A 23,624-nucleotide genomic window follows, 5' to 3' on the forward strand; every position below is an offset into this window, starting at 1 on the left:
GCCGATCCGTGGAGGCGCTTCCCGATCCCGCCCCTGTGGAGGAGCGGTCGACCGCGTCACGCCGCCACCGAGAACGTCGAGAGCAGCACCGAGACGACCATCGGAGCCACTCCGAGCAGCAGGAACGCCGGCAGCACGCAGATCCCGAGCGGCAGCATCAGGGTCACGCCGAGCCGAGCGGCTCGCTCCCGCGCCCCGGAGGACGCCCGTGCCCGGACCAGAGCCGCCTCGCTCCGGAGCAGGCGTCCGGCCGGCACGCCCGCCGCCGCGGAGAGGGCGAGCACCGGGTCCGCGTCGGAGAGCACGCGCTCGCCCGAGTCGAGCCCGCACTCGGCGAGCGCCGCCACGACCCGGGCGCGCGACGACTCGATCGAGCCGCCACCGGCCAGCGCCACCGAGAGGAGGTCGAGCGCGAGCCCGGGCGCCGGATCGGCCGGGGCCGCGCTTCGGAGGAGGCGCCGCGTCCACGCGTGCGCGGCCGCCATCAACCCGGCTCCCCCCACCAGGCAGACCGCACCGGGCACCGTCCCGAGGAGCACGCCGACCACGTCGAAGCCCAGCAGTACCCCCAGACCCAGCGCCGCCAGCGGCAGCGCGCTCACGACCCTCCCGGTGGCGGAGGGACCGGCCAGAGCCACCTCGATGTCCCGGCGGGCGCGCGCCAGCTCGCGCAGGGACTCCGCCAGCTCGCCGAGAGCGGCGGCGACCGGCGCGCCGGAGTCGGCGGCCACCCGCCACGCGGCGGCCAGCGCCGCCCACGCGGTCGTCTCACCGGTGTCCGGCGCTCGCCGTCGCGGCCGCTTCCGCTCCGAGCCGCTCCGCCGCGAAACCGGCGTCCCGCGCAGCAGCGCCTCCGTCACGTCGCCCCCGCGGCCGGCCTCCTCCGACACCGCCCGGAGCAGTCGCCGCCGCCGCGCGTCCCCGCTGTCTGCCCCTTCCGCCCCCGCGAGATGCCCGAGGGCCGACGCGGGAGCCACTCCCGCCGCGAGGAGGACGGCCAGTCGGTGCACGACGGCCGCGACCTCGTCCAGCCCGTCGCGGCCCGTCACGCGCTCGACCTCGAGGCGCTCGGGAGCGACCCGTCCTCGACCCTCAGGCGGCCGGCCGCGTCGAGCGCGAACGTCCCGAATGCCGCCAGCCGCCGCCGCCCGTCGCGGCGCTCGAGGTGGAGCACCAGGTCGATCGCGCTGACCGTCTGGCGGGCGATCGCCTCGGGCCCGAGTCCCGCGAGGACCCCGAGCGCCTCGAGACGCGCGGGCACGTCCTCGAGGGAGTTCGCGTGGAGGGTCCCCGCACCGCCGTCGTGCCCGGTGTTCAGCGCGGACAGCAGCTCGCGCAGCTCGACGCCGCGGCACTCGCCGAGGACCAGGCGGTCCGGACGCATCCGCAGCGCCTCCCGCACGAGCCGGTCCAGGCCCACGGCACCGGCGCCCTCGAGGTTGGGCTGCCGCGCCTCGAGCGAGACGACGTGCGGGTGCGCCGGCCGGAGCTCGCCGACGTCCTCGATGGCCACGATCCGCTCGGTCGGCGCCGCGCACCCGAGCAGGGCGCCGAGCAGGGTGGTCTTGCCTGATCCTCCGGCTCCCGTGATCAGCAGGTTCCACCGCTCGCGGACCGCCCGGCGCAGAAGCCGCACTCCGTCGTCGTCCAGCATCCCGGCCGCCTGCAGCTCCCCGAGCGTCCAGGAGTCCGACCGCGGCACCCGCACCGACACGAGCGCTCCCCCGGTCGCCACCGGCGGCAGCACGACGTGCACGCGGACCCCGTGGCGGAGCCTGACGTCCACGCACGGGCTCGCCTCGTCGACGTGCCGTCCACCGGCCGCGACCAGCGCGACGGCCAGCCGCCGTGCTCCGGCGGCGTCGAGCGTCCACTCCGGAACCCGCTCCGCACCACCGCCCCGGTCGATCCAGAGGCCCGCGCCGCCGTTCACGAAGAGGTCGGTCACCGCGGGGTCCGCGGCGTGCGGCGCGAGCAGCCCGAGACCGGCGGCGGCGGGCCGCACCGGCAGCGGGTCGCGGCGGTGCTCGGCGGGGACGAGGGGGACGAAGTCGCGGGTCATCCCGGCACGCTAGGAGCCCGTTCCGCGCGCCGGGGCGCTCCCTGCCCGATCGGAGGAGAGACGCCCGCGTCGGCGCCTGTGGAGGAACGACCCGGGCCGGACGCGCGCGCAGGGGCGGCCCGGGGCTCTCGGCAGGGAGCCGCTCCGAGGAGGGGCCCCACGGCGCAGAGAAGCCCAGTCGACGAGGAGACGTCCCGGCAACGCCGAAACGCCCCCGCGAGCAGGGCTCGAGCGGGGGCGTCCCTCCGCCGGATCCGGCGGGAAGAAGGGGGCGGCACCCATTGGGGGGAACAGGTGCCGCCTCGGCGGCGCTGGATTGGGGGGAATCACTTGCGCCGCTGGGCCGAAGTTCATTCGGCCGTATGCAACTGTAGGGGACGGATCGCGATTCGCCAAGCCCGGATCCTGTTCTCTGCGGACTCTTATCCGACACCCGCCCCGCACCCAGCTTGCGGCGCTCGGCGATCCGCGCTGGAGGCGGGCGCTACGGTGGTGCGACGCCGACCGCGCGGGCCGGCGAACGTCTCACTCGCGAAGGAGCGAATCGCAGATGTCCACTCCCCCCGACGCCCCGGCCGCCGACCGGAACGCCATCGACAACCTCCTCCACGAGACCCGCCGGTTCCCGCCGCCGGCCGATCTCGCCGCCGGAGCGGTCGCGACCGCCGCGCTCTACGACGAGGCCGCGGCCGACCGCCTCGCCTTCTGGGCCGACCGGAGCCGAGAGCTCCTGCACTGGCACCGACCGTTCACGCGCACCCTCGACTGGAGCGAGCCCCCGTTCGCGAAGTGGTTCGACGACGGTGAGCTGAACGTGGCCTACAACTGCCTCGACCGCCACGTCCTGGCCGGCCACGGCGACCGCGTCGCCCTGCACTGGGAGGGCGAGCCCGGCGACTCCCGCTCGATCACCTACGCCGAGCTCACCGCCGAGGTGAAGCGCGCCGCGAACCTGCTCACGAGCCTCGGCGTCCGCGCCGGCGACCGCGTCGCGATCTACCTGCCCATGATCCCGGAGGCGGTCATCGCGATGCTGGCCGTCGCCCGGCTGGGGGCGGTCCACTCCGTCGTCTTCGGCGGCTTCAGCGCCGAGAGCCTGCGCGCGCGCATCGACGACGCGGAGGCGACACTCGTCATCACCGCCGACGGCGGCTGGCGCAAGGGCGCCGTCTCGCCCCTGAAGCCGGCGGTCGACGCCGCGCTCGCCCTCGGCGGCGAGTCCAGCGTCCAGCACGTCCTGGTCGTGCGCCGCGGAGGCAACGAGGTCGCCTGGCACGAGGGGCGCGACCTCTGGTGGCACGAGGAGATCGTGGCGGTCGACGCCGACCACGTCGCGAAGCCGTTCCCCGCCGAGCAGCCCCTCTTCATCCTCTACACGAGCGGCACGACCGGGAAGCCCAAGGGCATCCTGCACACCAGCGGCGGATACCTCACCCAGGTCGCCTTCACGCACCGCGCGGTCTTCGACCTGCACCCCGAGTCGGACGTCTACTGGTCGACCGCGGACGTGGGCTGGATCACCGGGCACAGCTACGTCGTCTACGGCCCGCTCGCCAACGGCGCCACCCAGGTGATGTACGAGGGCACTCCCGACAGCCCGCATCCCGGCCGCTGGTGGGAGATCGTCGAGAAGCACGGCGTGACGATCCTCTACGCGGCTCCCACGGCGATCCGCTCCTTCATGAAGCTCGGCCGGCAGATCCCGCAGCGCTTCGACCTCTCGAGCCTGCGCCTGCTCGGATCGGTCGGCGAGCCGATCAACCCGGAGGCGTGGGTCTGGTACCGCGACGTCATCGGCGGCGGCCGCACCCCCATCGTCGACACGTGGTGGCAGACCGAGACCGGCGCGATGATGGTGTCCCCCCTGCCCGGGGTGACGACTCTCAAGCCCGGGTCCGCGCAGGTCGCTCTGCCGGGGATCTCGATCGACGTGGTCGACGACGCCGGGACGCCGGTCGGCGCCGACGAGGGCGGACTGCTCGTGATCACCGAGCCCTGGCCGGCGATGCTGCGCGGCATCTGGGGCGACCCGGAGCGCTACGTCGAGACCTACTGGTCGAAGTTCGGCGACCGCTACTTCGCGGGCGACGGGGCGCGTCGTGATCAGGACGGCGACCTCTGGCTCCTGGGGCGCGTGGACGACGTGATGAACGTCTCCGGCCACCGCCTCTCGACGGCCGAGATCGAGTCGGCCCTCGTCTCGCACCCGGTCGTCGCCGAGGCGGCCGTCGTGGGAGCCGCGGACGAGACCACCGGCCAGGCCGTGGTCGCGTTCGTGATCGCGAAGGCGAGCCAGGCCGAGGCGCTGGCCCACGGGCACGACGAGCTCGAGGCCACCCTGAAGGCGCACGTCGCCGAGCACATCGGCGCGATCGCCCGCCCGAAGCGGATCTTCGTGGTGCAGGAGCTGCCCAAGACCCGCTCGGGGAAGATCATGCGCCGGCTGCTGCGCGACGTGGCGGAGGGACGCGCCGTGGGCGACACGACGACGCTCGCGGACACGCAGGTGATGGCGGTGATCTCCTCCGCGATCGCCGCGGACTGACCGGGCACCGCACGCCCCCTCCCGCCGCGTGGGCCGGAGGGGGCGGTGCGTCAGTCGAAGGCGACGATCAGCTCGACCTCGACGGGAGCGCCGAGGGGCAGCTCCGCCACCCCGACGGCCGAGCGCGCGTGACGGCCGGGCTCGCCGAACACGTCGCCGAGCAGCTCCGAGGCGCCGTTGATCACGCCGGGCTGCCCGGTGAAGCCGGAGGCGGACGCGACGAAGCCGGTGAGCTTCACGATCCGCGTCACCCGGTCGAGCGATCCGATCGCGTCGGCGACGGCCGCGAGCGCGTTGAGGGCGCAGGTGCGGGCCAGGTCCTTCGCCTGCTCGGGCGACACCTCGTCGCCGACCTTGCCGACCATCGGCAGAGAGCCGTCGACGAAGGGGATCTGCCCGGCCGTGTAGACGAGGCCGCCGTGCACGACGGCGGGGACGTAGGCGCCGGCGGGGACCGCGACCGCCGGCAGCTCGACGCCGAGCTCCGCGAGACGCTCGGCGATCACGCGCCGGCCTCGGCGACGGGGCGCTTGAGGTACGCGACGAGGCCGCCCTCGGGACCGGTCACGATCTGGACCAGCTCCCAGCCCTCGGATCCCCAGGTGTTCAGGATCGCCGTGGTGTTGTGGATCATCAGCGGGGTGGTGATGTACTCCCAGCGCGGGACGGACATGGCTCTCCTCGGGTGCGGCCGGTGCGGGACGACTGCTGGGCGCCGCGCGTCGGCGGGATGAGCGCCGCGGCTCGTCCGAGCGCGGCGACTACGCTGATTCTATGTCGGGGCAGGGCGGGACCAGAGTCGTGAAGACCATCGGGGGCGCCGTCGGCGGTCTGATCGGCATCGTCGCCATGAGCGTCGTCGCGGGAGTCCTGGTGGCCGCCTCGGTGACGCCGGCGATCGCGCTGAGCGGCATGGCCGCCGGCAACACGGTGGAGATGTTCGACAACCTCCCCGAGTACCTCGAGATCGGCACGCTCGCCGAGAAGAGCGACGTGTACGCGAAGGACTCCTCCGGCGGCGACGTGCTGCTCGCCTCCTTCTACGCCCAGAACCGCGTCGAGGTGGGCTGGGACGAGATCTCGCCGTTCGTGAAGGACGCCGTGGTCGCCTCCGAGGACCCCCGCTTCTACGAGCACGGCGGCATCGATCTGCTCGGCACCGTCCGCGCGGCCGCGACGACGGCCATGGGCGGGGACGTCCAGGGCGGCTCCTCCATCACGCAGCAGTACGTCAAGAACGTGCTCGTGCAGAAGGCGGAGGCGCTCAGCGATCCGATCGAGCGCGACGCGGCCTACCGCGAGGCCACGGAGACCACTCCGGAGCGCAAGGTCGCCGAGATGCGGCTCGCCATCGGGCTCGAGAAGGAGTACCCGAAGAACGACATCCTGCTGGGCTACCTCAACATCGCCCTGTTCGGCGGCACCGTCTACGGCGTCGAGGCGGCCGCCCGATACTACTTCGGAGTGAGCGCGAAGGACCTCTCGCTCGCGCAGTCCGCCGCGCTCGTCGCGATCGTGAACAACCCCGAGAAGTTCCGCTTCGACCGGCCCGGCGACCCGGCGAACCCCGCCGCGGAGGGCTACCCGCAGACCCGGGACCGGCGCGACTACATCGTCACCCGCATGGACCTCGAGTCGAAGGTGACGTCCGAGCAGGCGCAGGCGGCCGTCGCCGAGCCCGTGACGCCGAACATCACCGAGCCGAGCACCGGCTGCCAGACGGCCGGAGTCGCGGCCTTCTTCTGCGACTACGTCACCTGGGTCATCAAGAACGACGACGCGTTCGGTGCGAGCCAGGACGAGCGCGACGCCACCTTCAAGCGCGGCGGCTACCGGATCCACACGACCCTCGACTCCGACCTGCAGCAGGCCGCCGTCTCGGCCACCGACGACTGGGTGCCCAAGTCGATGGCGAACGTGAACATCGGCAGCGCGAGCGTCTCGGTCGAGGTCGGCACCGGCCGCATCCTCGCGATGACCCAGAACAAGGACTACTCCAACGATCCGGACCTGACGGGCCCCAACTACACGAGCGTCAACTACAACACCGACTTCGGGTACGGCGGCTCCTCGGGATTCCAGGTCGGCTCGACCTACAAGGTGTTCACCCTCGCGGAGTGGCTGCAGGAGGGGCACTCGCTCGGCGAGAGCGTCGACGGCACCCGCCGCGCCTACACGACCTTCCGTGACAGCTGTGAGCCCGACGGCGTCTACTACGGCGAGTCCTGGAACCCCGGGAACGACGAGGGCGGCAACGGAGGAGTGACCACGGCCCTGCAGGCCACGACCGGCTCGATCAACACCTCGTTCGCCGCCATGGCCCAGCAGCTGGACCTCTGCGGCATCCGCAACACGGCGCTGGCGATGGGCGTGCACCGTGCCGACGGGACCGAGCTGCAGAAGCTCGCGCCGACCATCCTCGGCACCAACGAGATCGCTCCGCTCACGATGGCCACGGCCTTCGCCGGCTTCGCGAACAAGGGCACCGTCTGCACGCCCATCGCGATCGACCGCATCGTCGACCGCACGGGCGCCGACGTCGCGCCGCCCGCCTCCGAGTGCAGCCAGGGGATGTCCGAGGAGGTGGCCGCGACCGCTGGCTACGCCCTGCAGCAGGTGGTGACGGGCGGCACCGGCGCCCCCTCCAACCCCCGCACCGGGGTGCCGCACATCGGCAAGACCGGCACCACGGACGACGCGCTGCACACGTGGATGGTCGGCGCGAGCACCGAGGTCGCCACCGCCACCTGGGTCGGCAACGTGACCGGCTTCACCTCCATGCGCGGGTTCAGTCTCAACCGGGTGAACGCCGGTCAGGTGCGCCACCAGATCTGGCCGCGCATCATGCGCGTCGCCGACGCGAAGTACGGCGGGACGGCGTTCCCGGCTCCCGTCCGCTCGCTCGTCGACGCTCCGCAGGAGGCCGTGCCCCAGGTCACCGGCCAGAGCCCCTCTGCGGCGGCCGCACGCCTGCGCTCCGTCGGCTTCACGGTCCGCGTCGACACTTCTCCGGTCCCCTCCGACCGCCCGGCAGGGACGGTCGCGCAGACGAACCCGCCCGCCGGGTCGCGCGTCTCCCGGGGCGCGGAGATCACCCTGAAGATCAGTGCCGGACCGGGCGCCCCGCCCCGCGCGGGCTGAGCCCCGGCACCCCCGGCTGCTCCCGAGGGAGCGTCCGGCAGAATGAACGCGGCCGCGCTCGCGGCCGACGTGCGAGAGAAGGACCCATGACCGGACGCACCCGTCGCCCCCTCACCACCGCCCTCGCGACCGTCGCCGCGGCCGGAGCCGTCGCCGCGGCCTGGGGCATCGGCGTCGAGCGGACGCTGTTCACCGTCCGGCGCACGTCGTTCCCGGTGCTGCCCGCGGGTTCCGAGCCGATCCGCGTCCTGCACGTGTCTGACCTGCACATGGCCCCGTGGCAGACGAAGAAGCAGGAGTGGATCCGCTCGCTCCTCGCCCTGGCGCCCGACGTCGTGGTCGACACCGGCGACAACCTCGGCCACCGCGACGGCGTGCTCGGCATCCGCCGGGCTCTGGAGCCCTTCGCCGGGATCCCCGGCGCCTTCGTCAACGGGTCCAACGACTACTTCGGCCCTCGGATCAAGAACCCGCTCCGCTACTTCGTCGGCCCCTCCAAGAACCCCAAGCAGCACGAGGCCGATCTCGACACCGACGGGCTGACCGGCTTCTTCTCGGACGGGCTCGGCTGGGTGGACCTCAACAACCGTGCCGAGAGCATCACGGTGAAGGGGACGCGCATCGAGTTCTTCGGCGTCGACGACCCGCACATCGGCCTCGACCGCATCGACCTCGTCGCCGGAGCCGTGGACGAGCTGCGCGGCGCGGAGGACGGACCGGCCGGGGTCAGCATCGGCGTGGCGCACGCGCCCTACCAGCGCATCCTCGACGACTTCGTCGCCCGCGGCGCCGAGGTGATCCTCGCCGGGCACACGCACGGCGGGCAGGTCTGCGTCCCGGGCTTCGGCGCCCTCGTCACCAACTGCGACATCCCGCGCGACAAGGTCGCCGGCTCGACGACGTGGGACAACGGACTGCGCAGCTCGTACCTCAACGTGTCCGCCGGAGTCGGCACCTCGATCTACGCACCGGTGCGCTTCGCCTGCCGGCCCGAGGTGACCCTCGTCACGCTCACTCCGGCGGCCTGACGAGGGGTGTCCGACGGCGGTCCGGAAATCGGCTACTATTGTCGAGGCTCGTGAGCGGTTCTCCGTGATGAGCACACCGGGGTGTGGCGCAGCTTGGTAGCGCGCCTCGTTCGGGACGAGGAGGTCGTGGGTTCGAATCCCGCTACCCCGACCGGTGAGAAGCCCGGCCAGGATCGATGATCCGGCCGGGCTTCGTCGTTCCCGGGGCGTTCTCGGAATTCTGCTGTGGCGGGGCTCGCCCGCAGGCGGATGCTCGCCCGGGCCGGAGCCTGGTCGACGACGGAGCCGGCGCGATCACCGCCCCGCGCTCTCCGGCTCGAGCACCCCTGTCGGCGTCCCGAGCGTCCTGCGCACGGCCGTGCCTTCGGCCCACTCCCCCGCGCCTCCCGGCCCGATCCCAGCAGCCGGGAGCGAGACTGTTCTTCCGCCGTCGTCGCCGCCCCCGCCCGACGACCGACGAGAGGAGCACCGTGACCCGGTCGCTCACCCGCCTCACCCTCGCCATCGGCGTGCCCTACGTGGTCGCGCTCGCAGCGATCGCCTTCTGGCCGACGCCCGTCGATGCGGGAGTGCGGGGGGATCTCGGCCGGGTGACCTCCTGGTTCGCCCGGCACGGCCTCCCGATGGTCGACTACGCGTTCATCGAGTCGACTGCCAACATCGCCCTGTTCGTGCCCCTGGGGCTGCTCCTGGCCCTCAACCTGCGGCTCCGGAGGGCGTGGGTCGCCGTCGCCGTCGGCGCCGTCGTGAGCTCGCTCATCGAGGCGGGCCAGCTGCTCTTCCTCTCGGCGCGCTTCGCCACCGTCGACGACGTCGTGATGAACACCTCCGGCGCCCTCCTCGGCGCGGTCGCCGGCGTCCTGCTCCGGATGGTCGTCCGCGCACGACGACGCCGGAGGGCGGCGGAGTGGGACGACGCCTTCGCGCACATCCCCCTCCGCGGCACCTCCGGCGTCGTGGCGGACCAGCCGAGCCGCGTCCGCTGAGACGACGGCTCTGCCGCGTCAGCGGCCGAGGCCGCGGTACTCCCAGCCGGCCGCACGCCAGGCGGCGGGGTCGAGGCAGTTGCGACCGTCGACGAGGAAGGTGTTGGCCACCTTCGCCGCCGTGGCCGCGGGGTCGAGGGCGCGGAACTGCTTCCACTCCGTCACGACGACCACGGCGTCGGCACCGGCCAGCGCCTCGTCGACGTCGGTCGTGTAGGTGATCTCGGGGTAGCGGCGGCGCGAGTTCTCGATCGCCTCGGGGTCGGTCGCGACCACGGTCGCACCGAGGTCGTGCAGGCGAGCGGCGACGTCGAGCGACGGCGAGTCGCGGATGTCGTCCGACTCCGGCTTGAACGCCAGACCGAGCACGGCGATGCGGCGGCCCTCGACGGAGCCGCCCAGGCCCTCGGTGACGAGGTCGACGACGCGCTGACGGCGACGCAGGTTGATCGCGTCGACCTCTTTGAGGAAGGCGACGGACTCGCCGACGCCGAGCTCGTCGGCGCGGGCCGAGAAGGCGCGGATGTCCTTCGGGAGGCAGCCGCCTCCGAAGCCGATGCCCGCGTTCAGGAAGCGGCGGCCGATCCGCACGTCGTAGCCGATGGCGTCGGCGAGCTGCGTGACGTCCGCGCCGGTGACCTCCGCGATCTCGGCGATCGCGTTGATGAACGAGATCTTGGTCGCGAGGAAGGCGTTGGCCGAGACCTTCACCAGCTCGGCGGTGGCGTAGTCGGTGACCACGAGCGGGGTCTCGGCCGCGAGCGCCGTCGCGTAGACCTCGTCGAGGGTCGCCTTCGCCGCTGCTCCGGCCTCGCCCGCGGGCACGCCGTAGACGAGCCGGTCGGGGCTGATCGTGTCCTTGACGGCGAAGCCCTCGCGGAGGAACTCGGGGTTCCAGGCGAGGGTCGCACCGGAGGAGGCGATGCGGTCGGCCAGGCGGGCGGCGGTGCCGACGGGGACGGTCGACTTGCCGACGACGAGGGAGTCCGCCTCGAGGTAGGGCAGGAGACCGTCGATCGCCGAGTCGACGTAGGTCATGTCCGCGGCGTTCTCGCCCGGCTTCTGCGGGGTGCCGACGGCGACGAAGTGCACGGCCGCACCGGCGGCGTCGGCCATGTCGGTCGAGAAGCGCAGGCGCCCGGAGGCGACGCCGGAGGACAGCAGCTCCGGGAGGCCGGGCTCGAAGAACGGCGCGGTGCCGGCGGCCAGGGCGTCGATCTTCTTCTGGTCGACGTCGATACCGATGACGTCGTGGCCGAGCTCGGCCATGGCGGCAGCGTGGACGGCACCGAGGTAGCCGCAGCCGATGACAGAAAGCTTCACAGGGGTTCTCCGAATCGTGGCGGGTTCGTGTCGCGGTCGCGACGGTGAGGAGGAGCGATGCGATGCGGCGAGGCGTCAGCGCGCCCGCGGACGCGCGACTACCGCCGCGCCAATGCTCTCAGATCGCGGGAGACGTCGGCGACAGCCGCCGCGATCTGCGTCGCCACGCGCTCGTGCACGGCCTCGCTGCGGCCGATCGGGTCCTCGATGTCGTCGCCGCCCTCGCCCCGCGGGGCGCGCCCGCGGTGGGCGGCGGCGAGCCGCACGACGGCGCGGAGCCGCGCGGCGGGGTCCTCGACCGTCGGCAGCGGCACCTCCCGCAGCACGAACGGCAGCACGCGGGCGAACTCGAGCAGCGTGAAGCCGCGGAGGAGGAGCGACGGGAAGCGCCGGGAGGCGTCGACCAGGTGGTCGCGCGTCATCGTGAGCAGGAGGTCGGCGTCGCCGACGATCGCGTCGCCGAGCACCGCGCTCGTGTGCGCGGCCGGGTCTCCCCCGTGCTGAGCCGAGAAGCGGGCCGAGACCGGGTCCATCGGCAGTCCGTCGCGCGTCCTCACTCCGGCGCTCGTGAACGCGAAGAGCGGACCTCCCGCGGGTGATGTCGCGTCGGCGAGTGCGGCGCGCATCAGCTGCTCCGCCATCGGCGACCGGCAGATGTTGCCGGTGCAGACCGAGAGCACGGTGAAGACGGGGGCGGCGGAGGCGGCGACCGGTTCGTCCGGTCGCCAGCTCCGGCGGGCGGGGCGGGCGGAGTCGTCTCCCGGGAAGATCATCGCGGGGCGCTCAGGCCGAGGTCGACGCGGGCTCGGGCTCGACGGCCGTGTCCGGGCGGGCACCCGATCGCTCGGAGCCGTAGTAGCTCGTGTAGTAGTAGCCGTAGCCCCGGCCGACCTGGCCGCGCGCGGGCACGCGGTTGAGGATCACGCCGAGGGTGTGGCCGCTGACCCGCTCGATGTTCTGGATCGCCTTGCCCAGCTCGTCGGTCGTCGTCCTGCCCGCGGAGATGACCACGAGCGCGCCGTCGGTGCGGGCGGTGAGGATGGCGCCGTCCGTGACGGGCAGGAGCGGCGGCGCATCGACGAGCACGATGGCCTCGCGAGCGATCTCGTGCAGGAGGATGTCCATGCCGTTGGAGCCGAGCAGCTCGGACGGGTTCGGCGGGATCGACCCGGCTCCGAGCACCCAGAGGTTGCCGGACGGGCCCCACGGCTGCAGGACGTCCTGCAGTTCCGCCTTGCCGATCAGCAGGTCGGTCAGGCCGACGCCGGGAACGAGGCCGAACGACTTGGCGACGGTGGGCTTGCGGAGGTCGCCATCGACGACGACGGTCCGCTGGCCGGAGGCGGCGAGCGTCACCGCGAGGTTCGCGGTCACCGTCGACTTGCCGTCCGAGGGCAGCGGGCTCGTCACGACGATGATGCGCGGCGGGCTGTCGATGTTCATGAACTGCAGGTTCGTGCGGAGCTCGCGCAGCGCCTCGGCGAGTGCGTGCTTGCCGTCGGCCTTGATGTAGTCGGTCGTGTCGGCCTCGGGGACGATGCGGTTGGTCTCGCTGAGGCGCTTGTCGACGGGGAGGGTGCCGACCACGGGGAGGTCGAACAGGCGCTCGACCATCTCGGCGGTGCGAATGCGCCGGTCCAACGTGTTGCGGACGAACGCGTAGACGAGACCGAGGACGAGGCCCGCGAGCGCGCCGACCGCGAGGACGAGGCGCAGGTTCGGGAACGCCGGCGAGGACGGGAGCGCCGCGGCCTGCAGAACGGTGAGGGAGACCGTGTCGCCGACGCCCGTCTCCTGGTTGACCTGCTGCACCTTGGTGGCGATGGCCGCGACCCAGGCGTCGGCGAGCTTCTGCGCGCCCTCGGGGGTGGAGGCGGTGGCGCTGACCTTCATCACCGGGGCGACCGTGTCGGCCTGCACCGTGATCGCCGAGATCAGCGTGGCGGGCGAGACGTCGAGGCCGAGGCTGTCGATCGCGATCTGCGCCACGTCGCGCGAGGTGGCGATCGGGACGTACGTGGCGAGGCTCGACTTGGCGACGGACTGCGCGATCTGCTGCGTGTAGATCGCCTGGCTGTCGTCGGCACCGGTGGTGGCGACGGAGACCAGGCCCTGCGAGTCGGCGACGTACCGCGGCTTCTGCGTCAGCGACCAGCCGAAGGCGACGAGAGTGCCGAGGAGGATCGCCGCGACGATCGGGATCCAGTGGTCGCGCAGCAGCCGGAGGACGTCTCGAAGTTCCACAGAGTCAGATTTCCTTCGCTGGTACGGATCACGCGGCGGGCGCCGGCGACGGGTTCTTCCGAATTCTGACACAGCGCTTCCGCGCCCTCGGCGCCAGGCGCGTCAACCGTGCCACCCGTCGGGGGTGGGCTCCGGCGGAGTCCCTCTCCTGATCACTCCGAGGCCCTCGAGCTCGACGACCGCCGACTCGACGACCGCCTCCGCATCGACGCCGGCGGGCGGCGGGCCCGCCTCCTCGAGCACCGCGGCGACGAGACCGGGCAGATCGGAGCCCCGGCCGGCGTGGCGCCAGATCGTCGGGCCGATGCCGGACAGGCGCACGAGGGTGCCGCCGCAGAACACGAGCAGCTGGCCGTCGGCGAGCTCCACCGCGTCGTCCGCAGGGGTGCGCAGGACGGTGCCGGGCAGGGCCTCGCCCACAGGGTCGAGCTGCACGGAGACCACGTCGGACCAGGCGGACGGGGCCTCGGCGCCGAGGGACGCGAAGACCTCCTCGACCAGGTGCACCACGCTCGCGGCCTCGGAGTAGACCAGTCGCCGGACGCCGCCCAGCGCCGAGAGGGTGCGGACGAGATCGGCGATCGGCCGCGGGCGGGCCGAGAGGTAGGAGGTCTGCGGCACCAGGTCCTCGATCGCGTCGACCGGGTCGACGTGCTCGAGGAAGGGCGTCCCGACGCCGTCGCGGCGCTCGAGCAGGAGGACGCCCGCCAGCCGCAGGGGCGCCTCCGGGACCGGTCGGAGGGCGAGCGACCCGGGGGCCAGCTGCGCCTTCGGCGCCGATCCGGTCAGCGGCTTCACCGACAGCGGCTTGGGATAGGGCAGGACGCGCCCCTCCGGGGTCACGCCGACCGTCTCGTCGGTGACGTAGCCGAAGCGGGACCCGAGCGTCCGGGCGATGGTGGTCTTGCCGGTCCCGGAGGCGGCGACGAAGGCCAGCACGCGGCCGGACTCGTCGGAGATCCCGCAGGCGTGGAGCATCAGCAGGTCGGCGCGCCGGGCGCCGATCGCCTCGAGGGTCAGGGTCGAGGTCAGGGACTCCTCGAGCTGCGCGAGCGTGGCGCTCGAGACCCGGGGCGAGCCGCCGACCGGGACGGAGGGGTCGTGCCCCACCTCGGCGAGGACGTCGCGTGCTCCCGCGTCGGGCTCGGACGCGCAGGCCGCCCAGCTGTCGGCGATCCGCGCCGCGTCCTCGTCGCCGACGCCGCGTCCGAAGACCACGCGGAACGGGGTCTCGAGGACCGAGACGGACAGGGTGCGGGGCTCGGCGCCCCTCCCCCCGGCGATCAGTACGCCCCGTCGCGGGCGAGGACGGCGCGCGCGGTCTTGAAGAGGATGACGATGTCGCCGGTCATCGACCAGTTCTCGACGTAGTACAGGTCGAGGCGGACGGTGTCCTCCCACGAGAGGTTCGAGCGTCCGCTGACCTGCCAGAGCCCGGTGATGCCCGGCTTCATCAGGAAGCGGCGGTGCACGTGCTCCTCGTACTGCTCGACCTCGCGGGCCAGCGGCGGGCGGGGGCCGATCAGGGACATGTCGCCGCGGAAGACGTTCAGGAACTGGGGCAGCTCGTCGAGGCTGAAGCGCCGGAGGATCGCGCCCACCCGGGTGACGCGGGGGTCCTTCGCCATCTTGAAGAGGATCGAGTTCCCCTCCGCACGCTGCTGCGACGCGAGAGCCGCCAGTCGCGCCTCCGCGTCGACGACCATCGAGCGGAACTTCAGCATCTCGAAGGTCGCGCCGTTCAGGCCGATGCGCTCCTGCCGGAAGAGCACGGGCCCGGGGCTGGTGACCTTGACCAGCACGGCGACGACGACGAGCACCGGCGCGCTGAGGATGATCAGCATGGTCGACGCCAGGATGTCGAAGAGGCGCTTGGCGAACCGCTGGCGGCCGTCGAAGCGCGGGGTCTCGACGTGGATCAGCGGAAGGCCCGCGACGGGGCGGGTGTGGATGCGCGGACCGCCGATGTCGGTGAGGCTCGGCGCCACGACGAGGTGCTCGCGCCCGGGCTCGAGCGTCCAGCTCAGCTCGCGGATCCGCTGCGGCGCCAGCTCGTCGGAGCTCGTGACGACCACCGTGTCGGCACCGGTGGCGTCCATCACGGCGCGGACGCCGTCGATCCCGGTGAACCCGTGGACCGCGAGGCCCGAGAGCTCCTGCTCGCTCCGCAGCGCGTCCGCACCGCCGACCGAGGTCGAGACGGCGCCGACGAGCTTGTAGCCGGCCTCGGTGCCGCGACGCAGCTCGCGCGCGGTGTGCAGGACGCTCGCGCGGGAGCCGAGGAGCACGACCTGGCTCGAGAAGCGGCCCGCCCGGCGCTGCCGGGTGAGCCAGGAGCGCCAGACCAGGCGGCCGACGCAGATCAGCACGATCCCGGCGGGGAACGCCGTGATGATGTAGCCGCGCGCGAGCAGGATCTGGAGCAGGTAGGCGATGATCGCGACGATGCCGAAGAGCCAGATGGAGGCGTCGACGACGCGGCGGTACTCGACGTAGCCGGTGCCGACGATCCGGCGGTCGCGCGTGTCGAAGACCTGGAGGGCGAGGAGCCAGCCGACCGACAGGGCGACGGACACCCAGGTGTAGCTGACCGCGATGTCGGCGGGGTTCTTGAACCCCAGATCCGAGTTCAGGTTCAGGTCGAACCAGAAGAGCTGCGTGCCGAAGACGGAGAGGACGATCGCGACGACGTCCGTGATGAGCAGCCGTCGCCGGTAGTCCTGCTCCCACGACGGCCGACGCCTCAGCGGTGCCCCTTGCGCCGTCATCGTTTCCCCCGACCTTTCCTGCTGCTTCGAAAGGCGTAATTCCGTTTCCGGTGTTGTCACGTCGTCAGGCTACCCACTTCCTCGTTTCGGAGGGGTGTCGCACCGGTGAGGAACGCTCGACCGGTCAGCCGCGGAGCCGGCCGCGGCTCTCCTGGAGGTAGCACGCGCCGCACAGCGACTCGTAGGTGACCGCCGTTCCGTCGATCGCGACCTGATCGCCGTCGAAGACGAAGCGGCCGTCCACGACGCGCCCGTTGAAGATCGCTTTGCGCCCGCACCGGCAGATCGTCTTCAGCTCCTCGAGGCTGTGGGCGATCTCCAGGAGCCGCCTGCTTCCCGGGAACGCGGCGGTGCGGAAGTCCGTGCGGATGCCGTACGCCAGGACGGGCACGTTCTCGAGGATGGCGATCCGGAGCAGATCGTCGACGTGCGACTCCGGCAGGAACTGCGCCTCGTCGACGAGCAGAGCACTCACGTCGCGCTTCGACTCGGCCAGCACGCGGGCCCGGGCGGCGGTGAAGACGGCCACCGGGTCCCCGTCGGGCTCGAACAGGATGTCCACCGGACGGGTCACGCCGAGCCGCGACACGATCAGCTCCTCGCCCTTCGTGTCGACGGCCGGCTTGGCCAGCAGCACCCGGTGCCCGCGCTCCTCGTAGTTGTGCGCGGCCTGCAGGAGCGACGTGCTCTTCCCGCTGTTCATCGCTCCGTAGCGGAAGTACAGCTTGGCCATCAGGTCTCCTCGGGGCGGGTCCGGAGGCGGGGCCCCCGGGGTGAGCAGGGGCCGGTCACGGGAGGAACCCGTCCTCGCCGGCGCGGCGGATCAGGTCGGCCCGGCGGCTCGCGGGCCTGCCGACCGCGACGTACTTGCGGCGCACTCGCTGCAGGTAGGTCTTCGCGGTCTCGAACTGCACGTTCATCTTGGCGGCGACCTCGGGGGTGCTCGATCCGGACGCGTAGAGGCGCAGCGCCTCCAGCTCGCCGGCGCTGAGCCGTGGGCGCTGCTGCGCCGCGACTCCGGACGGCAGGGGCCGCCACTGCGCGGACGAGACGTCGGCCGAGCGCATCTCGAGAGCGGCGCGGGTCTGCTCCATCACCTCAGCGAGCGGGCGCGACTTCGCCAGGTGCCGCACGGCTCCGGCCTTCAGGGCGCGCTCGCGGACCTCGTCGTCCTCGCTCGCGGAGAGCGCCACGACCGCGGCTCCCGCCGCCCGGCAGGTCCGGATCCGCGCCTCGATCGAGATCGGCTCGCGCAGCTCGACGTCCATCACGACCACCTGGGTGGGGAAGACATCGCTCGTCACCAGGTCGTGCCAGGTGGAGGCGGCCACGACGACCTCGAAGTCCGGGGCGTGGGTGCGGATCCACGCGCTCGTCGCCGCGAGCAGGTCCTCGCGCGGGTCGAGCAGGCCGAGCCGGACCGCACGGGGTGCCGCGTCGCGGGCGCTCCGGGCGGAGGAGCCCGAGGGCTCACCGGAGCGGGTGACCATGCGGACGATCCTAGCCGCGGCCGGGCCCGCCCCCGGCTCAGAACAGCGTCGGCTGCCCGACGCCGGGCAGGATCGCGGCGCGCTCCGGCCCGAGCTCCCCGACCAGCAGCCCGTCGTGCTGGAGGGAGCGCCGCTCGCCGCCGAGGGTCCGCAGCGTCCCGAGCGAACCGAGGGCGGAGGACTTGACGGAGCCGGTGGCCGGGTCCTCCTCGCCGCGCTCGAGCCCGTGCGCGCGCATCAGCGGGCGGATGCGCGCCGAGAGCCAGCGCCGGTACTCGAGAGGCGCGTAGGCGTCGCGGCCCGGGTAGAGCGCTCGGTACTTGTCGACCAGCTCGGGGTGCTCCTGCCCGAGCCACTGCAGGAACCACTCCTTCACCCCGGGCTTGAGGTAGAGGGTCGAGTACATGATCGTGCTGGCGCCCGCCTCGCGGCAGGCTTGGAGCGACTCGTCGAGGTGCGCCCGGGTGTCGGTGAGGAACGGCAGGATCGGCATCAGGAACACCGAGCAGTCGAAGCCGGCCTCCCGTGCCGCGGTGACCGTCGCCAGCCTGGCCGCCGCGGTCGGCGCACCCGGCTCGACGGAGCGCTGGAGGCCCTCGTCGTAGACGGCGATCGACACTCCGAGGTCGACCGGGACGTGCTCGGCGGCCTCGCGGAGCAGCGGCAGGTCTCGCCGCAGCAGCGAGCCCTTCGTGAGGATCGAGATCGGGGTGCCCGAGGCGGCGAGCGCGGCGATGATGCCCGGCATCAGCCGGTAGCGGCCCTCGGCGCGCTGGTACGGATCGGTGTTGGTGCCGAGTGCCACGGGGTGCCGCTCCCAGCTCGGCTTCGCGAGCTCCCGGGTGAGGACCTCGGCGACGTTCACCTTCACGACGATCTGCGAGTCGAAGTCGCGGCCGCCGTCGAACTCGAGGTACTCGTGCGTGGGCCGGGCGAAGCAGTAGGTGCAGGCGTGGGTGCAGCCGCGCATCGGGTTGATGCTCCAGCCGAACGGCATCTTCGAGGAGGTGTGCACGCGGTTGAGCGCCGACTTCGCGAGCACCTCGTAGAAGGTGATGCCCTCGAACTCCGGTGTGCGCACAGTCCGCACCAGGTCGGTGAGCTTGACGAGCCCGGGCAGCGCGGCCTCGTCGGCCGTGCCGATCGACTGCCCGCTCCACCTCACGGAGCCATTAGAACATACGTTCGAACGGGTCGCACCCGATCAGACCGAGGCGGACAGCTCCAGCGTCTCGGCGGTCGCGGTGACCGTCTGCTCGGCCTTCTCGGGCGCGTCGTTGAGCGTCGAGCCGTAGCTCGGCACCAGTGCGCGGATCCGAGGCTCCCAGGCCTTCATCCGGTCGGGGAAGCACTTCTGCACGATGTCGAGCATGATCGGCACGGCGGTCGAGGCTCCGGGCGAGGCGCCGAGCAGGCCGGCGATCGTGCCGTCCCCTCCGGTGATGACCTCGGTGCCGAACTGCAGCACGCCGCCCTTCTTCTCGTCCTTCTTCATCACCTGGACGCGCTGGCCGGCGGTGATCAGGTACCAGTCCTCGTCGCGGGCGGTGGGCAGGAACTCGCGCAGGGCCTTCATCTTCTTGCCACGGCCGGCGAGCACCTCGCCGATCAAGTACTTCATCAGGTCGAGGTTGTCGCGGGCGACCGCGAGCATCGGGCCGATGTTGTGCGGCCGGATCGACAGGGGCAGGTCGAGCCACGAGCCCCGCTTCAGGAACTTGGGCGTGAAGCCCGCGTAGGGGCCGAAGAGGAGGGACGACTCGCCGTCGACGACGCGCGCATCGAGGTGCGGCACCGACATCGGGGGCGCGCCGACAGCGGCCTTGCCGTAGACCTTCGCCTTGTGCCGGGCGACCAGCTCGGGGTTGTCGGTGCGGAGGAACTGGCCCGAGATCGGGAAGCCTCCGAAGCCCTTGATCTCGGGGATGCCCGACTTCTGCAGGAGGTGCAGCGCACCGCCGCCGGCGCCGACGAAGACGAAGCGGGCGGTCACCGACTGGGGCGTGCCTCCGACGACCTGCTTGAGGTCGAGGCGCCAGGTGCCGTCCTTCTGCCGGGTGATGTCGGTGACCTCGCGGCCGGTGTCGAGCGTGCCGCCGTGGGCGACGACGTGGTCGAACAGCTGGTGGGTCAGCGAGCCGAAGTCGACGTCGGTGCCGGCCGGCATGCGCGTCGCCGCATAGGGGCCGCCGCCGGCGGGACGCTGCTCCATCAGCAGGGGCGCCCACTCGTGGATGGTCTTGACGCTCTCGGTGAACTCGATGCCGGCGAACAGCGGCTGGTCCTTGAGCGCCTCGTAGCGCTTCCGGAGGTACTCGACGTTGGCCTCGCCGTGCACGAAGGTCATGTGCGGCGCCGGGTTGATGAAGCTGGAGGGCACGCGGATGCCGCCGGACTCCACCAGGCTCGACCAGAACTGGCGCGAGATCTGGAACTGCTCGTTGATCTGGATCGCCTTGGCCGGGTCGACGGAGCCGTCGGCCGCCTCGGGCATGTAGTTCAGCTCGCAGAGGGCCGCGTGACCGGTGCCCGCGTTGTTCCACGGGTTCGACGACTCCTGCGCCACGTCGCCGAGGCGCTCGTAGGCGGCGATCGTCCAGTCGGGCTGCAGCTGGGTGATGAGGGCGCCGAGCGTGGCGCTCATGATGCCCCCACCGATGAGGGCGACGTCGACCGGTTCCGAGGAGTTCACGAGAGTCGAGTTTACGCTCGCCCGAGCACACCGCGGCGGGGAGGGGCCCCGCTCCCCCATCAAATTCGCGGCTTTTCCACCCGGAAGGGGCCGGAGCGCTCGGCGCCGGCCCCGTCCACGGAGGTCAGGAGACGGGCTGCTTCGCCGCGATGAGCTCGGCGATCTGCACGGCGTTCAGGGCCGCGCCCTTGCGGAGGTTGTCGTTGCTGATGAAGAGCGCGAGGCCGCGTCCCTCCGGAGCGCCTTCGTCGGCGCGGATGCGGCCGACGAAGCTCGGGTCCTTGCCCGCGGCCTCCAGCGGAGTCGGCACCTCGCGCAGCACGACGCCGGGCGCGTCGGCCAGCAGCTCGCGAGCACGCTCGGGGCTGAGGGCGGAGGCGAACTCGGCGTTGACGGAGAGCGAGTGGCCGGTGAACACGGGGACGCGCACGCAGGTGCCCGAGACCAGCAGCTCCGGGAGCTCGAGGATGCGGCGGCTCTCGTTGCGGAGCTTCTTCTCCTCGTCGGTCTCGTTCGAGCCGTCCTCGACCAGGCTCCCCGCGAAGGGGATGACGTCGAAGGCGATCGGGGCGACGTACTTGTCCGGCGCGGGGAAGTCGACCGCCGAGCCGTCGTGCACCAGGTCGAGCAGGTGCTCGTCGGCGACGGCGGCGCGGACCTGGCCGGCCAGCTCGTTCGCTCCGGCCAGTCCGCTGCCGGACACGGCCTGGTAGGTGCTGACGATCAGGCGCGTGAGCCCCGCCTCGCGGTCGAGGACCTTGAGGATCGGCATCGCGGCCATCGTGGTGCAGTTGGGGTTGGCGATGATGCCCTTGACCGCCTGGTCGATGGCGTGGGGGTTCACCTCGCTGACGACCAGCGGGACCTCGGGGTCCATCCGCCAGGCGCTGGAGTTGTCGATCACGGTGACGCCGGCCGCGGCGAAGCGGGGCGCCTGCGCGCGCGATCCCGTGGCTCCGGCCGAGAACAGGGCGATGTCGAGCCCCGACGGATCGGCGGTCTCCACGTCCTCGACCACGACGTCCTCGCCGCGGAACGGCAGCGTCGTGCCCGCCGAGCGGGCGGTGGCGAAGAAGCGGATGGACGCGATCGGGAAGTCGCGCTCCTCGAGGAGGCGGCGCATCACCTTCCCGACCTGGCCGGTCGCGCCGACGACGCCCACGTGGAGGGGGGTGCTGCTCATGCTGTGCTCTTTCGTCCGTGCGGCGCGCGGGCCGCTCGTGGCGGGGGGATCGAGGGAGAGGGTACCGGTCGGTCCGGCCGCTCGGGAGGAACGGCCGGATCGCGAGGGTGTCCGGCCGTCAGCGGCCGGTGCCGGCGTAGACGACGGCCTCGTCCTCGGCGTCGAGCCCGAAGGCGGTGTGCACGACGCGCAGGGCCTCGTTCACGGTGTCGGCGCGGGTGACGACCGAGATGCGGATCTCGCTCGTGGAGATCATCTCGATGTTGATCCCGGCCTCGTAGAGGGAGCGGAACAGCTTCGCGGACACGCCGGCGTTGGTGCGCATCCCGGCGCCCACGAGCGCGAGCTTGGCGATCTGGTCGTCGTACTGCAGGGACTCGAAGCCGACCTCGTCCTTCTCGGCGTTGAGAGCCATGAGGACCGTCTGGCCGTCGGCCTTGGGCAGGGTGAACGAGATGTCGGTGCGGGCGGTGGCCGCAGCCGACACGTTCTGCACGATCATGTCGATGTTGGAGCCGGTCTTGGCCACGATCGTGAAGATCTGCGCGGCCTTGCCCGGGATGTCGGGGATTCCGACGACAGTGATCTTCGCCTCGTTCAGGTCGGCGGCGACTCCGGCGATGATGGGCTCTTCCACGGCTTGTCCGTTCTGCTCGGCGCCGGCGGTCTCGGCGTTGTAGACGATGGTGCCCTCGTTGGGGCTGAAGGAGGAGCGCACGTGGAGCGTGACTCCGTGGCGGCGGGCGAACTCGACGGCGCGGATGTGCAGCACCTTCGCGCCCGCGGCGGCCAGCTCGAGCATCTCCTCGCTGGTGATGCGGTCGAGCTTGCGGGCCTTCTTGACGACCCGCGGGTCGGCGGTGAAGACGCCGTCGACGTCGGTGTAGATCTCGCAGGTGTCGGCGCCGAGTCCCGCGGCGAGCGCGACGGCGGTGGTGTCCGAGCCGCCGCGGCCGAGGGTGGTGATGTCCTTCGTGTCGCGGTTGAAGCCCTGGAAGCCCGCGACGATGACGACGGCGTTCTCGTCGAGCGCCTCGCGGAGGCGGACCGGGGTGATGTCGACGATGCGGGCGGCGCCGTGCTGCGCGTCCGTGATCATGCCGGCCTGGCTGCCGGTGAAGGAGCGGGCCTCGAAGCCCATGCTCTTGATCGCCATCGCCAGCAGCGCCATCGAGATGCGCTCGCCCGAGGAGAGCAGCATGTCGAGCTCGCGAGGGGCGGGGATGGGCGTGACCTGGTGGGCGAGTTCGAGCAGGTCGTCGGTGGTGTCGCCCATGGCCGAGACGGCGACGACCACGTCGTTGCCCGCCTGCTTGGTGGCGACGATCCGCTTCGCGACCCGCTTGATGCTCTCCGCGTCGGCGACGGAGGACCCGCCGAACTTCTGGACGATCAGGCTCACGTGCTGCTCCCGTGTCGGTGGCTGGACCGCCGTCGCGACCCGACGGGCGAGTCTACCGGTCGACCGCATGCCGGAGCGGTCATGCGACTCCGGCGGCCGCGTCAGTTCTCGACGAGCCGGCGGCCCTCGAAGGCGCGGCCGAGGGTGATCTCGTCGGCGTACTCGAGGTCTCCGCCGACGGGCAGCCCGGAGGCCAGGCGGGTGATGCGGATGCCGAGGGTGCTGAGCATGCGCGAGAGGTAGGTCGCCGTCGCCTCGCCCTCGAGGTTCGGGTCGGTCGCGATGATGACCTCCTGCACCTCGCCGTCCGCGAGCCGCTGCAGCAGCTGGCGGATGCGGAGCTGATCCGGGCCGATGCCGTCGATCGGGCTGATCGCGCCGCCGAGCACGTGGTAGAGCCCGCGGAACTCGCGGGTGCGCTCGATCGCCGGGACGTCCTTCGCCTCCTCCACGACGCAGATGACGGCGCGGCTGCGGCGCGGATCGCGGCAGATCCCGCAGGTCGCCTCCTCCGCCACGTTCCCGCAGATGTCGCAGAAGTGCACACGGCCGCGCAGCTCGAGCAGGATCTCGGCGAGCCGGGTGACGTCGAACGTCTCGGTCTGCAGGATGTGGAACGCGATGCGCTGGGCGGACTTCGGGCCGATGCCGGGGAGCCGGCCGAGCTCGTCGATCAGCTCCTGGACGATGCCTTCGTACATGCGGTCGCCTCCTCTCGGGTCTGGCGGACAGGAAGCGCCGCCGGCACGACGGCGACACG

General features: G+C 72.2%; 20 protein-coding genes and 1 tRNA gene. 5 read left to right on the forward strand and 16 right to left on the reverse strand.

Features of this window, described 5'->3' with window-relative positions; genetic code table 11:
• Positions 1-56: 56 nt before the first annotated feature.
• Positions 57-1,049, reverse strand: a complete 993-nt coding sequence (locus C5C95_RS08590; protein ID WP_104324235.1) for a type II secretion system F family protein — start codon at positions 1,047-1,049, stop codon at positions 57-59.
• Positions 1,046-2,062: a TadA family conjugal transfer-associated ATPase gene (locus tag C5C95_RS08595; protein WP_104262896.1), complete on the reverse strand. Its 1,017-nt coding sequence runs from the start codon at positions 2,060-2,062 to the stop codon at positions 1,046-1,048. The genes C5C95_RS08590 and C5C95_RS08595 overlap by 4 nt, the downstream gene beginning before the upstream one ends.
• A 550-nt stretch (positions 2,063-2,612) precedes the next feature.
• Between C5C95_RS08595 and acs the strand changes: the two genes are divergently transcribed.
• On the forward strand, positions 2,613-4,607 hold the full coding sequence (gene acs, locus C5C95_RS08600) for an acetate--CoA ligase (RefSeq protein ID WP_104222187.1): 1,995 nt from the start codon (positions 2,613-2,615) through the stop codon (positions 4,605-4,607).
• Between the two features lie 50 nt (positions 4,608-4,657).
• Here the strand turns inward: acs and C5C95_RS08605 are convergent, their stop codons facing one another.
• Together C5C95_RS08605 and C5C95_RS17430 are read right to left on the reverse strand one after the other, a co-directional pair.
• Positions 4,658-5,113: a RidA family protein gene (locus tag C5C95_RS08605; RefSeq protein WP_208543619.1), complete on the reverse strand. Its 456-nt coding sequence runs from the start codon at positions 5,111-5,113 to the stop codon at positions 4,658-4,660.
• The gene (locus tag C5C95_RS17430) at positions 5,110-5,280 is read right to left on the reverse strand and encodes a hypothetical protein (RefSeq protein WP_164861113.1); all 171 of its coding nucleotides are present in this window, start codon (positions 5,278-5,280) and stop codon (positions 5,110-5,112) included. Before C5C95_RS17430 ends, C5C95_RS08605 begins: the two co-directional genes overlap by 4 nt.
• 101 nt (positions 5,281-5,381) lie before the next feature.
• Between C5C95_RS17430 and C5C95_RS08610 the strand changes: the two genes are divergently transcribed.
• From C5C95_RS08610 to C5C95_RS17820, 4 genes are all read left to right on the forward strand, one after another.
• Positions 5,382-7,748 (forward strand): transglycosylase domain-containing protein, encoded by a 2,367-nt coding sequence (locus C5C95_RS08610; RefSeq protein WP_104324236.1) that lies wholly within the window; start codon positions 5,382-5,384, stop codon positions 7,746-7,748.
• Between the two features lie 86 nt (positions 7,749-7,834).
• Positions 7,835-8,776, forward strand: a complete 942-nt coding sequence (locus tag C5C95_RS08615) for a metallophosphoesterase (RefSeq protein ID WP_104222183.1) — start codon at positions 7,835-7,837, stop codon at positions 8,774-8,776.
• Between the two features lie 77 nt (positions 8,777-8,853).
• Positions 8,854-8,927 (forward strand) — tRNA-Pro (locus tag C5C95_RS08620).
• 319 nt (positions 8,928-9,246) lie between these two features.
• The gene (locus C5C95_RS17820; protein ID WP_244229599.1) at positions 9,247-9,762 is read left to right on the forward strand and encodes a VanZ family protein; all 516 of its coding nucleotides are present in this window, start codon (positions 9,247-9,249) and stop codon (positions 9,760-9,762) included.
• Between the two features lie 18 nt (positions 9,763-9,780).
• On the opposite strand, the gene C5C95_RS08630 is transcribed toward C5C95_RS17820, so the two are convergent.
• The 12 genes from C5C95_RS08630 to recR all read right to left on the reverse strand — a co-directional run bounded on the left by C5C95_RS08630 (position 9,781) and on the right by recR (position 23,565).
• Positions 9,781-11,085: a UDP-glucose/GDP-mannose dehydrogenase family protein gene (locus C5C95_RS08630; RefSeq protein WP_104222179.1), complete on the reverse strand. Its 1,305-nt coding sequence runs from the start codon at positions 11,083-11,085 to the stop codon at positions 9,781-9,783.
• A gap of 98 nt (positions 11,086-11,183) precedes the next feature.
• Entirely contained in the window at positions 11,184-11,858 is a 675-nt protein-coding gene (locus C5C95_RS08635; RefSeq protein WP_104324238.1) for a low molecular weight phosphatase family protein, read from the reverse strand.
• 10 nt (positions 11,859-11,868) lie between these two features.
• Entirely contained in the window at positions 11,869-13,329 is a 1,461-nt protein-coding gene (locus tag C5C95_RS08640; protein ID WP_181110565.1) for a polysaccharide biosynthesis tyrosine autokinase, read from the reverse strand.
• A 102-nt stretch (positions 13,330-13,431) separates the two neighbouring features.
• On the reverse strand, positions 13,432-14,547 hold the full coding sequence (locus C5C95_RS08645; protein WP_104324240.1) for a hypothetical protein: 1,116 nt from the start codon (positions 14,545-14,547) through the stop codon (positions 13,432-13,434).
• 65 nt (positions 14,548-14,612) lie between these two features.
• On the reverse strand, positions 14,613-16,097 hold the full coding sequence (locus C5C95_RS08650; protein ID WP_104222171.1) for a sugar transferase: 1,485 nt from the start codon (positions 16,095-16,097) through the stop codon (positions 14,613-14,615).
• A 124-nt stretch (positions 16,098-16,221) separates the two neighbouring features.
• A complete protein-coding gene (locus tag C5C95_RS08655; RefSeq protein WP_104227256.1) occupies positions 16,222-16,830 on the reverse strand; it encodes a thymidine kinase in 609 nt (202 codons plus the stop codon).
• A 55-nt stretch (positions 16,831-16,885) separates the two neighbouring features.
• A complete protein-coding gene (locus tag C5C95_RS08660) occupies positions 16,886-17,587 on the reverse strand; it encodes a LuxR C-terminal-related transcriptional regulator (protein ID WP_104237728.1) in 702 nt (233 codons plus the stop codon).
• 37 nt (positions 17,588-17,624) lie between these two features.
• Complete coding sequence (locus C5C95_RS08665) at positions 17,625-18,752, reverse strand: Rv2578c family radical SAM protein (protein ID WP_104324241.1); 1,128 nt, start codon at positions 18,750-18,752, stop codon at positions 17,625-17,627.
• Positions 18,753-18,791: 39 nt separating this feature from the next.
• The gene (locus C5C95_RS08670) at positions 18,792-20,339 is read right to left on the reverse strand and encodes a malate:quinone oxidoreductase (RefSeq protein WP_104324242.1); all 1,548 of its coding nucleotides are present in this window, start codon (positions 20,337-20,339) and stop codon (positions 18,792-18,794) included.
• Positions 20,340-20,403: 64 nt separating this feature from the next.
• Positions 20,404-21,462 (reverse strand): aspartate-semialdehyde dehydrogenase, encoded by a 1,059-nt coding sequence (locus C5C95_RS08675; protein WP_104227259.1) that lies wholly within the window; start codon positions 21,460-21,462, stop codon positions 20,404-20,406.
• A 118-nt stretch (positions 21,463-21,580) separates the two neighbouring features.
• On the reverse strand, positions 21,581-22,864 hold the full coding sequence (locus C5C95_RS08680; protein WP_104324243.1) for an aspartate kinase: 1,284 nt from the start codon (positions 22,862-22,864) through the stop codon (positions 21,581-21,583).
• Between the two features lie 101 nt (positions 22,865-22,965).
• Positions 22,966-23,565, reverse strand: coding sequence for a recombination mediator RecR (gene recR / locus C5C95_RS08685; protein WP_104222157.1), 600 nt, complete (start codon positions 23,563-23,565; stop codon positions 22,966-22,968).
• Positions 23,566-23,624: the final 59 nt, after the last annotated feature.

The sequence above is a fragment of the Rathayibacter sp. AY1B7 genome (assembly GCF_002932735.1).
Classification (GTDB): Bacteria; Actinomycetota; Actinomycetes; order Actinomycetales; family Microbacteriaceae; genus Rathayibacter.